At 40.4% G+C, this 14530-nt stretch carries 9 protein-coding genes and 1 riboswitch; of the genes, 3 read left to right on the plus strand and 6 right to left on the minus strand.

The window, feature by feature from the left end; all coding sequences use genetic code 11:
• Window positions 1-50: 50 nt before the first annotated feature.
• Window positions 51-221: a DUF362 domain-containing protein gene (locus tag WKT03_RS02290; RefSeq protein WP_004852414.1), complete on the minus strand. Its 171-nt coding sequence runs from the start codon at window positions 219-221 to the stop codon at window positions 51-53.
• 250 nt (window positions 222-471) lie between these two features.
• Here WKT03_RS02290 and WKT03_RS02295 point away from each other — a divergent pair, with 250 nt between their 5' ends.
• The gene (locus WKT03_RS02295) at window positions 472-693 is read left to right on the plus strand and encodes a DUF1858 domain-containing protein (RefSeq protein ID WP_021944218.1); all 222 of its coding nucleotides are present in this window, start codon (window positions 472-474) and stop codon (window positions 691-693) included.
• Between the two features lie 100 nt (window positions 694-793).
• On the opposite strand, the gene WKT03_RS02300 is transcribed toward WKT03_RS02295, so the two are convergent.
• Together WKT03_RS02300 and WKT03_RS02305 are read right to left on the minus strand one after the other, a co-directional pair.
• Window positions 794-1651, minus strand: a complete 858-nt coding sequence (locus WKT03_RS02300) for an adaptor protein MecA (RefSeq protein ID WP_117784703.1) — start codon at window positions 1649-1651, stop codon at window positions 794-796.
• A 582-nt stretch (window positions 1652-2233) separates the two neighbouring features.
• Window positions 2234-3040 (minus strand): N-acetylmuramoyl-L-alanine amidase, encoded by an 807-nt coding sequence (locus tag WKT03_RS02305; protein WP_340390857.1) that lies wholly within the window; start codon window positions 3038-3040, stop codon window positions 2234-2236.
• A 110-nt stretch (window positions 3041-3150) separates the two neighbouring features.
• A riboswitch (cobalamin riboswitch) is annotated at window positions 3151-3297 on the plus strand.
• 78 nt (window positions 3298-3375) lie between these two features.
• Between WKT03_RS02305 and WKT03_RS02310 the strand changes: the two genes are divergently transcribed.
• Together WKT03_RS02310 and WKT03_RS02315 are read left to right on the plus strand one after the other, a co-directional pair.
• Complete coding sequence (locus WKT03_RS02310) at window positions 3376-10182, plus strand: DUF4430 domain-containing protein (RefSeq protein WP_340390858.1); 6807 nt, start codon at window positions 3376-3378, stop codon at window positions 10180-10182.
• Between the two features lie 220 nt (window positions 10183-10402).
• Window positions 10403-10699, plus strand: a complete 297-nt coding sequence (locus tag WKT03_RS02315) for a homing endonuclease associated repeat-containing protein (RefSeq protein ID WP_262528824.1) — start codon at window positions 10403-10405, stop codon at window positions 10697-10699.
• Between the two features lie 337 nt (window positions 10700-11036).
• On the opposite strand, the gene WKT03_RS02320 is transcribed toward WKT03_RS02315, so the two are convergent.
• The 3 genes from WKT03_RS02320 to WKT03_RS02330 are packed head-to-tail and all read right to left on the minus strand — an operon-like array spanning window position 11037 to window position 14176.
• Window positions 11037-12098 carry a hypothetical protein gene (locus tag WKT03_RS02320; RefSeq protein ID WP_173789221.1) on the minus strand — a complete coding sequence of 354 codons (1062 nt, stop codon included), beginning with the start codon at window positions 12096-12098 and terminating at the stop codon, window positions 11037-11039.
• Window positions 12095-13510 (minus strand): sensor histidine kinase, encoded by a 1416-nt coding sequence (locus WKT03_RS02325; RefSeq protein ID WP_117784707.1) that lies wholly within the window; start codon window positions 13508-13510, stop codon window positions 12095-12097. The genes WKT03_RS02320 and WKT03_RS02325 overlap by 4 nt, the downstream gene beginning before the upstream one ends.
• Before the next feature lie 12 nt (window positions 13511-13522).
• A complete protein-coding gene (locus WKT03_RS02330; RefSeq protein WP_262528817.1) occupies window positions 13523-14176 on the minus strand; it encodes a response regulator transcription factor in 654 nt (217 codons plus the stop codon).
• Window positions 14177-14530: the final 354 nt, after the last annotated feature.

Here is a 14530-nt window from a genome sequence, read left to right on the forward strand (position 1 = left end):
TGCCGATTCCGGCAGCTTTTCTATATTATGATAACAACGTTCTGTGTGGATTACTCCTCTGAAATTGTTCCAACAGGACATGAACCTGCACATGCACCACATGAAATACACTGTGAACCATCAATAACGAAAACACCACCGTTATCGCTAATAGCTCCAACAGGGCATGAACCTGCACATGAACCACAACCGATACATGAATCACCAATTACGAATGCCATATGATTGTCCTCCTTTTAGTAATAATAATCACATCTCGTTACCTATTTTAAATCAAAAAGTTTCTTATATCAAGTGAATTGAGATGATTTGTAAAAAATTAGTTCCTGCTAACTTGAGTCTGCCTATCTTTTTCCTATAAAGGGATAGACATTTAAAAATGTGTATACTATAATGGTGAAGATATTTTTAAAATCGAAAAATGTCATATCAGATTAAGAAAGATTATAGGAAACAGGAGGAAATATACACATGGCAAAGATCAGTAAAGATATGCTTATAAATGATATTTTAGCAGTAGATGCAGGAAATGCAGCAATTCTTATGGCAGCAGGTATGCATTGTATCGGATGTCTTGCAGCAGCAGGTGAAACTCTTGAGGAAGCAGCAGCCGTTCATGGTCTGGATCCGGTAGAGCTTGAACTTGAGATCAATGACTACCTTGCAAAGAAAGAAGAGCAGGCACAGGCATAATTCATATAGAATATGTATCTGGACAGACGAAAAATACGGCGGAATCCAATGAAAAAAAGGATCCGCCGTATTTGTTTTGTCAAATCAGTTTTCTTAAAAATTACAGAGCAGACAGAGTCTGAACTGCTTCCTCTTCAATGATCGTTTTAAAATGCTCTTTGAAATGATATGGCATGGCATCTGTTATTTTCTGTGCTGTGCCGTATTCTCCAAGAATGTAACATACCCGGTTGAATTCGGGAATAGTATTCTTATCATTTGTAAATAACAGATAAAAACGTTTATTAACCGGATTCTTATAGAGTGTGTTGCTGCTGAAGTAAAAACTTGCAACCTGTTTGGATGCGTTGATAACGGTATTTAACGAGTCAAATACAAGCAGTCTCGTTAAAGTCTGTGGAGCATCCTCTTCCTGTTGTGTCTGTTTTACAGGTGCTTTTGCACTGGATGGAATATCGGTTGAAATCTCGATATTCTTACCTGCAAGACCTGTCAGATTATTTACAAAACCTTCCAGAGCATTAAAAATTGCCTCCGGAATCTGGGATTCATCGCCATTTATACCGATATCGATATGACCGGATATTACATTATCATCAGATGGGGGATAGTCCTCATCTTCGTATTCATCATCCATATCATCGTCATAATCGGTGTCGTCATCGTCATTATTTCTGGTAAATCTGGAAAAACGTGTATCCAATTCTTCCGGATCTTCTACCTTTGTGACAATTAAAATAAGACAATCTGATGAAATCGGTATAGCTTCGATCATCAGTGGTATATCATCAACCTCAAATCCGAGTTCGTTTGATGCCTGCTGCATCATCTCACGAAACAGTTCTTTTGCTTTTGGAGATCCATAAGCCAGCTCGGAAATCTTTAATTGTTTGTCTGCTAAATCTGCTTTATTCAAAGTACATCTGATCTGATTTTCACTTAAGCGTTCAATCTTCAATAGAATCACCCCATTTCTGATAGAATACCCATGAAGGGTAGAAAATAAGTCATACAATTGTGTATTAAAACGCACCTATAGTTTACCATATTTAACTGACAAGTAAATAGGATATAATGTGAAAAATTCAAAAATAATTTATAAAATCCTGTCGAATATGAATAAAAAATAATTCCACAGTATAAATTATGTATATATGGATTAGAATGTGCAAATGAGCAGAATAGGACAGGAAATATCAGAAAAGATTAATTTTTCATAAAGTGATTGGCAGGCGTACAAATATAATGTAATATAAGAGCAGACATCTTATGAACCCTTCATCGGTTCGCTGCAGACAGATTCCGGTCTGCATAATTCCGTTTCTGGCAGACAGATATTGCTTATTACATATAGATATGAAATGAAACACGAAAACAATGGTGTATTTGTGCCATTGGTTTGTATATAAGGTTAATATTGACACATCACAGCATGAATATGTAAAAAAGCAAATGGGAATAAAATGAAAAAATGTATCGATAAAAAAGAACCGTTACATTCATGCACAAAATAACAGTGGCAGGGGTTACAGCCCCCTGCCTATTCTGTGCCCGCCTGGATATGATTAACAAGCCCATCTGCGATCGCAGCGGCAACCTGTTTTTGATAGTCTGGAGTATTTAAACTGCTGCATTCATCCGGATTACTTAAAAAGCCACATTCAACGATAACAGCAGGACAGGGACTTTTTTTCAGAATAAGATAGTCCAGATTACCTTTGACCGGACGCTCATTATCAGAATCGAGGATCGCATGGATCGAGGCCTGGATTGATTTTGCAAGCTGTTCACCGTCTGAAGAATTCGCATAGTAAAAAACCTGAGCTCCATGTACGGAAGAATCAGAAAAGCTGTTCTGATGGATGCTGATAAAAAAGTCGGAGTTATGGGATGCCACAATCTCAATCCGATGATTCAGATCGGATGTCTTTAAGCTTTCGGCAGTTTCTGTATTCAGTGAGGAGTCATCCGTTCTGGTCATATAGACTTCAAAACCGAGAGAATCCAGAAGCTCTTGCAGATAAGAAGCAATCTGAAGATTGATGTCCTTCTCCTTTGAATCGTTAATTCCTATTTTCCCAGGATCGTATCCGCCATGTCCGGCATCGAGTGTGATAATATAGCCGGAAAATGCAGTTCTTGTGGTGTCACTTTGTGTTTCGTCATTTGGATCAGACTCTGAATCTCTGACACCCGGCAGCGTGGCTTTATTATCCAGATCGGACTGAGGTGATTTTGACGATATTGGATACAATAGCAAAAATACAGAAAGAGAGCAGATAAATACAAGGAGTAGAAGAAGATAACGATTTAGTTTTGGAATAAGAGACCGGAGTTCAGGTTTCATAAAAGGATCACCTGTCAGAATTCTTCTTTCTATAAATATGCAGAAACATTCCGGTCAATGCCTGTGGATTTTGTTGACATTCCGCATACAAGGCTATAAGATAAACTATGTATGTTCTATATTGGATCTGCTCGGACGTGTCTTTAAATGTCCGATCAGGGGGAAATTCGGTGAGAATCCGGTGCAACCGCCATTACTGTGTTAAGATCATAAGATGGTCTTTCAGTCAGAATACCCGCAGATTTATTCTACATACAGCTTTTGGGCGAGGGAAAAGCAAGATTTAATTCCCAGCTTATAAAAAAATATACAATAGAAGAAAGGAATCGAAACGAATGAAACGAATCAGGACACTGGTGCTTTCGTTTTTATTTGCGTGCGCAGTTTTATTCGTGCCATTTGCAGTAAATGCAGGTTATGGTATTCAGAATGTTGCGGCAGCGGAAGAAGATGAAAGTACGACCGATTATAGCACAAAATATGTTGTGCTGTCTCTTGAGGGCTTTACGATCGGACAGGGATTTTATATCACACCGACCCGTATGTCTTATGAAGAGATTGGAAATGTCTGGAAACAGGAAGGGATAGACATTGATCTGTCTAAATTGACCGTTTCACAGGCAACTTATGCATTTTTCAAGAAAGCAGGACTTCAGACAAAGCCTGCAGGATCAAGTGCCTATAATGACAGCAACTTTTATCTGGCAAATATCAAAGGCATTGATAAAGGAACTGTAAAAGTTCCAACAGCACTCTTGGATGCATATAAGACACGTAACAATGGAAATGATCTGGAACTGGAGGAGAAGACAGGTACAGACCTTGCAGAACATGATTACACATCATGGTCCGGCTGGATGATCACAGTTGATAATGTGCCTTGCAATACAAGCGCAGGCGCATATCTTGTAGATCAGGGAACCGGGGCAGATACCAATGTTCTCCGTTGGCAGTTTACACTTGCCGGTTATGGAGCAGATATTGGATGTGGATTTGAAGGCTATGAAGCATATTATGTAACCCAAGACAAGACAGAGTTATATACACTTTATGCAGAGAATGAAGAAGAGATCGCAAAGGATGCCTCATTAAATGCAGAACTTCAGGCAGTTATGGCAGATCTGGATGCATCAGCAGATGATGTAGCAGCTGCTGTAAAGAAGATCAAAGCATTAGGAGAAAAACAGGTATCGATCAAGATGAACAGCAGTGTTCCATATATGACACTTACAGATGCAGATGGAAATACAGTGGCGGCTGGAGATCCGGATAGTAATTATGTATACACAGTGAAGCTTGCAGAAGGTACTTATCGCTTATCAACATATAAAATGAGTGGTACTAATAAAGTTGATATGGGTTCAATTGACCTGATCGTAACCGATGAAGCAGAGCAGTCATATGCAGTATATAGTCTGTCAGGTATTGCATGTACAAATAAGGATGCCAGCAGTGGAAAATTTTGGCAAGAAGGAGAAGATTTTACTTTTAATGTAAAGGTAGTATCTCCTGATAATGTTGATCGTCATGCTACACTTGGTTTGATGCAGGCGGAAACAAGTCAGAAAGCAGCTCAGTATGCAGTGCCTTTTTATTATGCGGATATGGTATCTGTAACTGTAACACCTAAGGGAGACCATGCACAGAATTATATAGAAAAGACAGTTTCAAAAACACTTACAGCAAACAGTTCATATGGGTATTCGATCAGTGCACCGGAAGCCAGAAAAGTAAGTGTGACATTCCCGGAAGGAGCAGAACTTAGACTTGGAACATTGTCTACATATTATATTTATAAAGATGAACCGGGAACAAAGATAGAAGCCAAAGAGCCGGGATATGAGACATATGAATTTACTGTCGGAGCTGGTATTACATATTACTATCGTGTGACAGGTGCCGGTGGTGTTACCTACTGGGATTGGTTCTCTACCAATAAAGATGCAGATTATATGGTTAGTAAGGCGGATATGTATATCGGGGATGATTCTTTTAATCCGGATACTATATATCATGATATGTCTCAGAATAAGTATGATGTAGCAGATATTTATCTTACATCAGATGAACATGGATACCTTTCTATGAAGAAGGGTGAGACATACAGTCTGGAATGTTTCCGTAATTGGCAGGCGATCGAAGGTACTTCGAATGCTAAGAGTGCAGAACCGGATTATCATTACACGGTTATTGATGAGAATGGAAATCCATCAAATGATGTGATCACAGTTACACCGGGAGCACATTCAGAAATAGCGGAGATTCAGGCGAAATCCGAAGGAACAGCAATTCTGCTTGTGACCTACGATGCACAGATTAATATGCAGGGATATACGAAGTATACCAAGTTTAGTGCAATATGGCCTGAAAACACCGGTGTTGTAGTGGTTACTGTTGATAAGGATGGCACAGCTATTCAGACCAACATGACCATAAATGAAGGTAAAAATAAAAAAGAGGAAAAAGTAACTGGCGACAGACTGGATGCACAGCTGGATGTTCTTTATTATGAGGCAGGAACAGATGGAGCTGAGTATACATTTACACCGGAGAGTGGAGTATCCGTATCTGTCCTTCGTCCGGAGATTATAGACAATAAGCTGACATACGGCGGATTTTCTGCAAAGAACATCACAAGAAATTCAGATGGCAGTTATACAGTCGCAGGGCTTACAGAAGGACCAAATATTGTTAAAGTTACAAAGAATGGTGTCAGTACTTATCAGGTGATACGTGCAAAAGAAGTTGCAGTATCATACAAATATAAAGATGCAGATGGAAATGAAATAACCGCAGATGAATTGACAGCAGGTGATTCCATTGAGATCAGCTATGGAGAAAGAAGTGAAGACGGTAAGCGTTCTTATAATGGCTTATACAATCCTGCCAGTAAATTAGCAGGTGTGTATAATATGGATGCAGCAATCTGCTTTTTTGACACAACAGGAACAGAATATGTTGGAAAACTAAACCAGTATATGTTTGCATCAACACCAGCTTCACAGACGATTACGGTTACGATCCCGACTTATTTTGCAGGTGATACATTCCATCTGACAGGATGTCTGAAAAACGGAATAGGTGGATGGAGTGCTTATGGTTCACCGTACGGTTCTCATCGGGCAGTTCGGCATGACACAGGTGTACCGGTACAGATGGCAGCCAGCCGTCATACCGCTTATATGTGTAATCTTCCGGATGTAGAATTCAAGCTTGTAGCTTCTGATTTCGTACCGGTAACATTGAATATAACAGACAGTCAGACGAAAAAACCGGTTACAGATTATACAATTCAGATCTTAGATGAAGATAAGAAAGAAACAAAAGTAACGGATGGAGTTTTCAAGGGATTTGTAGGAAAAACATATTCATATATCATTTGTGCATCAGGTTATATATATAAGACAGGAACGATTGAGATTCCGGCGGATACAGAAAGTATTACAAAGACGATCCGTCTGACACCTGCCGATGCTCAGGCGTGGGATGGACAGACTATGACTGAACCGAAACAGTCAGATGGTGTATACCAGATTGGAACCGGAGCAGAACTTTACTGGTTTGCAAATGAAGTAAAGACAAAATACACGATCAATGCGGTTCTGACTGCAGATATCGATCTTGCAGGATATAAGTGGACCCCTGTCAAACCGAACAGCTCAAGTTATGGTTATGCAGGAACATTTGATGGACAGGGGCATACAGTCAAGAATCTGTATGTGGACAATGTTCAGGATGCCGGCTTATTTGGATCAGTAACAGGTCAGATCAAGAATCTGACAGTAGAAGGAAATATTTCTGCAAGCACAGCAACACATGCCGGCGGAATTGCAGGTATGCTTAAGGAAAATGCAGGAAAAAATGTATTGATCTCAAATTGTGTTTCAAAGGTTAATATCACATTTACAGGAACTTCAAATTATGTTTATGCAGGTGGTATCGTTGGATATTGCGGAGCAAATTCAGATACCAGTACAAATGTGATTGACAACTGTAGCTATTACGGCACGATCACTGCTAAAAATGGCAGTTGTGCAGGTGGTATTCTTGGTGCAATGACAAATAGAAATGTTACAATCAAGAATTCCTCAAATTATGGAACGGTTATAGCAAAGAATAACGTAGGTGGTATTCTTGGTATTCATAATGAAGCCAGTTCAAAAGCACCTGCCGGTAAGATCATTGACTGCTATAATGCCGGTTCGGTATCTGGTCAGACAAATGTAGGTGGAATTGCCGGATGCTTTAAAGGCAAGGCAGCAAACAACGCAGGCGTAGAGATGTCAGGTTGTTATAGTGGCGGAGAAATTCTGAGTACCAGCCAGACAAAGGAACAGACAATATTTGCAGGACAGTCAGCATATATGACATTATCTGATTCTGTTTATTCATGTGCAGATGAAGCAAGCAGCACATTTACAGAGGATCAGGCAGTATATGTATCTCCTGCAGATATAGCAGCAGTAAAGAAGCTGACAGCAGAAACAGTTTCAAAGAAAGCTGATAAGGATACGCTGGATCGTATAGCTCCAGTTATCAATGTGCTTGCAAATGTTCCGTTATCAGCAGAAGATCAGACATTTGTAGATCTTTATAAAGAATTACAGGCAGCGGTTGCTGATCAGAAGCATGTTAAAGTCGGTGTATATGACTATACAGCAACAGCAGCGGGAATTAAGGGTGCATCTGAAAATGGTGTGATCCTTGATGACGTAGAAGTTGATGCAGCGACTGCAGTGGATGCTGTTGAGAAGGCGTTAAAGGAGAACAACATTCCATATGTTCTGGCAGATACAGGATATGGACCATATATGGAATCCATCAATGGACTGACAGTTCAGGCTGAATATACGATGTCAGGATGGATGTTCTCATACAACAAAGATGATTTCTCCAATATGGGCTTATCAGCTACAACGATCCAGGATGGAGATGTATTAGAATTCCACTATCAGCTTACAGGTGGCGATGTTGCATCTGCATATTCAGGCCTTCCAACATTGAAAGAGCTTATAATTGGAAGTAGTCAGATGAACTTTGAGGTATCATCTACATACGATGCTCAGTGGAATCAGATCATTACTTATAGGATGAATGGAGAAGAACTTGCCGGAACCGGTACAGAGAATGATCCATTTATTGTAAACGTAGATTTATTCAAGGACACAGACCTTACAGCTCTGCCAGTCAGCTACAAGACAGAGGCAGATTCACATTATGTAACAGTTGATGGACTTTCCGATGTTATGGATCTGACAGATGGAGTGCTGTGTCATGTAACATCCGGAGCAGGCAGAACTGCATGGTACAAGATCACTGCGGCAGCAGAGACAGAAAAGGCATTGACAGATGCAAATACAAAGGTAGTAGTTGCAGATGCAGTTTATACCGGAGAAGAATTAAAACCGGAAGTAAAGGTATATGTAAACGGTAATCTGATAACAGAAGAAAACTATGATGTCGTATTTGAAAATGCGCAGAATGCCGGAACAGCTACCTGTACGGTAACAGGTAAGGGCGAATTCTCCGGACAGGTTCAGACAACCTTCGAGATCAAGAAAGCAGAACAGCAGATCACAAATGTACCGGAAGACCGGAAGGTCGTATACGGACAGAAGGCAGATATCGAAGTTGCAGCAGGAGCAAAGACAACTCCTGTATTATCATCTGATAAAGAAGCTGTTGTATCAGTAACAGAAGATGGCAAGCTTCAGATCAATGGTATCGGAACAGCAGTTATTACAATTACAGCACCGGAGAGTGACAATTATCTGGCAGCTACAGCTTCCTTTAAGGTTACAGTTATGGGAGATCTGAGCAAGGCAACAATTGCTCCGGTTGCTTCTGTAGAATATACCGGAAAGGTGATCGTACCGGAACTTACAATCACAGATGGCACATATCAGCTTGTAAAGGATGTTGATTATACGGTTTCAGGACAGCGTGTATCTGTCGGAAAGGCTACAGCAACGATTCGTGGAATCGATGGAAGATATGCAGGTTCACAGACAGTTACATTTGAAATTGTGAAGGCAAAACAGGAAATCCAGGTTGCATCTAAGAGCATAGAGGTAACAGAAGGTACAGATCCGTTTGTTCTTGCAGCCGATGGTCATGGTACATTGACATTCGTTTCATCGGCACCTGCAGTTGCAGAGATCGATGATACAGGTCTTGTAACAGTAAAGGCAGCAGGATTTACAGATATTACGATCAAGACTGCCGGAACAGCAAATTACGAAGCTGCAGAAACAGTAGTTCGTCTGACTGTTAAGAAAAAGGCGGATACAGAAGATCCTGATAAGACAACAGAAGATTCTTCTGATTCAACTACAGAAGAACCGACAACAGAGAAACCAAGTACAGAAGAGCCAACTACAGAGATTCCGGATCAGAAGGTTACACTGACTGCCAAAAACACTGTTGTAACAGTTCCAAGTGTTACATATACAGGTAAGGCACAGAAACCGGCTGTAAAGGTTACAGTATCCGGCAAGGCATTATCAACCGATGATTATTCTGTAGCATATTCAAATAACAAGAATGCAGGAATCGCAAAGGTAGTTATTACCGGTAAGGGCAACTATACCGGTAAAGTAGAAAGCACATTTGTGATCAAGAAAGCATCACAGACGATCCAGAAGCAGACAGTATATGCATACAGTAAGTATGTGAAGATGAAGGCTTCTGCAAAGGGCAAGGTTACTTATACATCTTCTAATAAGAAGATCGCAACTGTAAATAAGAAGACCGGCTTTGTTACCGCAAAGAAGCCAGGTAAGGTACAGATCAAAGTAACAGCCGCAGCAACAGCAAATTACAAGAAGAGTACAGGAACGATCACCTTGATTGTTGTACCTGCAACACCGACTGTAAAGAAGGCTGCTGCATATAAGACCAAGGCAATCAAGGTTTCTTACAAGAAGGTATCAGGTGCAAGTGGTTACCAGATCACATATGCAACAAATAAAGCATTCAAGAATGCAAAGAGTACATATGTAAGCAGCAAGAAGTCAAGTGCTGTGATCAAGAACCTGAAAAAGGGTAAGAAATATTATGTCAAGGTAAGAGCATATAAGAAGATCAATGGAAAGAAGTTCTACAGTGTTTACAGTGGTAAGACGTCTGTAAAGACAAAATAATAAAAAAGATACATGAAGCCGTAAGGTGATATGTATTACGGACAAACATTGATCTGTCAGTAAAAGGAATACCGGCTACTATCCGGAAGCGTTTTAAAACGAACGGGTGGCAGCCGGTATTTGCAATATACCGGGAAACATTGTATGGTATAGAAGATAATCTATGAAGACAGATATAGCATATAGCTGTAGGGAAATACAGGAAAGAGGAAAGCTGATTATGGCAGAAAACGATCTGACAAAAGAAAACTGTATGGAAATGCTGCGTGATGCATATAAACAACTGGAACGGTATCCGAAAAAATCAGACTTCACGGTGGAAGAGGTTGCTGCGGTCAAATCCTATTTTGGCCCCTGGCCAAGAGCACTGGAAGCGTGTGGGATACTGCCGGATCGTTCAGTGGAACGGGAGGCAGCAAAGCTGCAGAAACGGATCGCTGCGAAAAAGCGGCAGACACAGTATAAGCTGGAACGTCAGGGCAGATTAAAAGAGCAGGCAGATGATAAGAAACAATGAAAAACTCCAGATGCCGGGAAACGCATCTGGAGCTAGTCTGAAATATGAGGGGGCTCAAGAGATTATAGGATGGTACCTTTGAGCAAAATGGCAACAAACAAAATAAAACAACATATGGCAAAGATACCAAACTTAACTTTGAGATAATTGCAGCGTGTAAAAGACCTCTCTGTCTTAAAAAATGTGCTGCACTCAATCCTGTTCTGTTCTCTGCTTGAATACTTCATAAGCACCATCCCTTGTCTTGATGATGTTACTATAAAGGATGGATGCATCATAACCTGCAAAAAAATGCATCAATTCTGCATATTTCTTCTAAAGAAGTATTAAGCATCTGTTAATTATAAAAATATCGATTCATCTGGTAGAAGAACAATCCGTTTTTCATATAAAAGTTGTATTCTTCTGTTGTATCGACTTCTGATTCCATACTAATCTCAGTAGTGTAAGTATAATAGGTATGAGCAGTCATAGGTGTTCCTGTCAGCTTTTCAAATAGCTGCAGATCAGAATCCGGTATCTCTGTTGGAGTCATACCTGCACCGCTTCCAGATCCTTTCTCCAAGTTGAGCTCATAATAAGAGACTAATATATCGTATAGAGTATCGAAACAAGTGTCACTGAACGTAGTTGAGTTACCGACATGGCTTCCTAAAAAGTTATACAGTGGAAGTATATAATCATTGTAATATTCCAATTCTACCAGACTTTCTTCGTTATAGAAAGTGTTAGAATTAGGGTCCAGATTCATTGTAAATGTAATCAGTTTGTTTGTGTCATAATCCAGAAAGCAATTCATTTCAAATCCAAAATAGTAGATATTAACCACCCATATTGTAAAACTGCGGTAAGAATTTTCATCTGACGTTGCAAGATATTTGGATATATACATTTCATAGATACCATTTACAGTAAAATCACAGGAGAAATAATCGGAGAAATACGACGTCAGTTCATTTACGGTTATATCATGGATCTCACTGTAGGAATGTTTGTCCGTATAATCAAAGTTCAGATCAGTGTAGTAACATTCTTCGTTTATGATATTGATTTTCTCGAGTAGTGTCAGTTTATTTGTTACATCAAGATTGTTCGGACTGATCTCATGGCTGGATATGGAATTCAATGTTTTCCTGTCCTGAATACGAAAATACAGATTCGAGGCAATGATGCAGATCATAAAAATTGCAATGCATATTATAAACCAGAGAAGATTCTTGTACAGGAAATGAAGAATGCCGTGTGCTTTTCCTGTATGTTCAGTAGAGGAAACAGTACCTTCTTCGCTTTCGTTTATCATATCATTTACTTCAGATTCGGAGATATCATCCTCTTCTTTATGGGCTGCAGTCAGTTCATAGGATGCAATGACGGGTTCTTTCTTTTCTTCGTTGCTCATTCAGATGCCTCCTTTACATTTGGTAATGATATTGTGACCACGGTACCACGCCCAACAGCGCTCTTGTATTTGATCTTTGCCTGATGGATCTCTGCTATCTTACTGCAGATTGCAAGACCAAGACCGGCTCCACCCTGTGCACGGGACCTTGATTTATCGATGCGGTAGAAGGCCTCACTGATTCGAGTGATCTCTTCCGGCGGCATTCCACGTCCGTTATCCTTGATAATGATCACATAGTTGTCATCCCGCACGGTTCCCGCTACATGGATGATACCGTTGTCATCGATTGCTTTTCTGGCATTGTCAATAATATTGATGATCAGAGACTGGAACAGGTCGATGTCCATCATACAGCAGCCCTTACGGCAGCTTGATTTCAAAGTGATATGTTCTTTTGCAAGCTCCGGCTTCATGATGTTGATCACATTCCGGATCGCAAGGGAAGGATCGGTTGGTGATAATATGGTTTCCTGATTTTTTACAACCAGAAGATCCAGTAATTTTAAAGATAAACTTTCCAGACGTTTTCCTTCTGAGAAGATATAGTTAGCAGCTTCGTTTGTTTCATCCTCACTCATGTTCTGGCTTCGCAGAAGATCGGCGTAACCGATGATCGAGGTCATAGGAGTTTTTAATTCGTGAGCAAAGCTTCCCATAAATTGTTCCTGTTTTTCCATAGAGAAATGAAGCTCTGAGATATTATCTTCGATGGTATCTGCCATATTGTTGAAATCATTTGCCAGTTCCTCGATCTCATCACCGGAGTGGATGTGCAGACGGGCAGAGTAATCTCCGTGGGAGATATGTTGTGCAAGTGATGATAATTTTTCCAGCGGTTTTGTCAGCAGGCTGGCTGCAATCATGGATGTGATACTTCCGACAACAAAGATCGCGATCAACAGCAGACGAAATGTATTCTGTTCCTGTGCGCGGGCGGCATATACGGAAGTGATGTCATAGACAATGTCCATCTGTGAGATGTCCAGATTTTCTGTATTGATATCCATGGAGCTGCATAATTGCAGATAGTAGTTATCCTTTTCTCTCCAAATGATCGAATTACAGATATTTTCATCTGACGGTTTCATTTCTTTATATGTAGAGGATGAATTCATGATGCTTACGACTTCCATATCCGAATTTCGAAGAATGATATTCTTACGGTTGGAGTTGCCTTGAGCGGAAAACTGGTTGATGATATTAGACATGTCGATATAAGATGACACAGAATTTGTATCAACAGCGATCAGCAGAGTGCTCTGAATACTCTCATAATTTTGCAGGTCACTGTCGATCGTGGAGGATAACGAAGATTTGAATGATCGGTGGATCAGCATGGTTCCTCCGAGACCGAAGGACAGTCCCAGAAGTGCAACCATACATAATACAAGTTTATGCTTAAATTTCATAGAAACTCCTTTTTAGATCTCCAGACGGTATCCGATCTTGTTGATGGTCTTTAAGCAGTCTTCCAGTCCAAGCTTTTTTCGCATACGCTGGACATGAAGAGCAACCGTTCGGCTGTCACAAGGATAGTCACCACCCCAGATGCGTTCATATATCGTTTCACGATAGAGGGCAACTCCCGGATTTTGTGCAAATAACAATAACAGCTCATATTCCTTATTTGTCAGTGGTATCTCTTTTCCATTTTTCGTGACGCTCATCGCAATTGTATCAATAACAAGATCGCGGACGGTGATCGTTGTATTCAGCTTATTATATCTCCGGAGAACAACTTCAATCCTTGCAAGAAGCTCAACGATCTCAAATGGTTTTACAATATAATCCTCGGCTCCCATCTTCAGCCCCATGACGCGGTCGTTCAGGGAGTTTTTGGCGGTAATAAAGATAACCGGTATTTTTAATGGTTTGATATATTCAAGAACATCATAGCCGGATGCACCCGGAAGCATGATGTCGAGCAGAACCAGATCAAAAGGGGTTTCTTCCAGTATGTCTGCGGCAGCAAGTCCGTCATAAATACAGGTACAGGAATAGCCTGCCTTTGTCAGACTCATTTTGATCAGGTTTGCAATAGGTTTTTCGTCTTCAACTACTAGTATATTAATCATAGATATAACCTCCAAAGGGGTCCGCCTTCCAATGGCCCCATACTCCATAATTCTACTATATTTTACAAAAACTTAAAAGAGAATAATGCCGAAAAAAAGAGATTTAAGGTTTCGCCCGGCTCCTCCCGGTTGTGTATTGCCCCGCTTCATGTCTGCCCTTCCCGGCTGGATCCTTTGCATATAAACATAAAGCAATATTTTCGTTATGAACTTGTACCTTGCCAGCGAATGCGGGTGCATGTTTGAGCCAAAGGCGAGTTTGCACAGGAGCATGAGCAAATAAGGCAGGTACAATTCATAGAAAATATGCGAGTTTATATGCAAAGGATCCAGCCGGGAAGGGCAGACATGAAG

It is taken from the genome of Coprococcus sp. HCN-4056, assembly GCF_037892645.1.
Lineage (GTDB): Bacteria > Bacillota > Clostridia > Lachnospirales > Lachnospiraceae > Coprococcus > Coprococcus ammoniilyticus.

Coding starts and splice junctions, on each gene's coding strand:
- WKT03_RS02290 (WP_004852414.1), bottom strand. CDS start 221: ATGGCATTCGTAATTGGTGATTCATGTATCGGTTGTGGTTCATGTGCA.
- WKT03_RS02295 (WP_021944218.1), top strand. CDS start 472: ATGGCAAAGATCAGTAAAGATATGCTTATAAATGATATTTTAGCAGTA.
- WKT03_RS02305 (WP_340390857.1), bottom strand. CDS start 3,040: ATGAAACCTGAACTCCGGTCTCTTATTCCAAAACTAAATCGTTATCTT.
- WKT03_RS02310 (WP_340390858.1), top strand. CDS start 3,376: ATGAAACGAATCAGGACACTGGTGCTTTCGTTTTTATTTGCGTGCGCA.
- WKT03_RS02315 (WP_262528824.1), top strand. CDS start 10,403: ATGGCAGAAAACGATCTGACAAAAGAAAACTGTATGGAAATGCTGCGT.
- WKT03_RS02320 (WP_173789221.1), bottom strand. CDS start 12,098: ATGAGCAACGAAGAAAAGAAAGAACCCGTCATTGCATCCTATGAACTG.
- WKT03_RS02325 (WP_117784707.1), bottom strand. CDS start 13,510: ATGAAATTTAAGCATAAACTTGTATTATGTATGGTTGCACTTCTGGGA.
- WKT03_RS02330 (WP_262528817.1), bottom strand. CDS start 14,176: ATGATTAATATACTAGTAGTTGAAGACGAAAAACCTATTGCAAACCTG.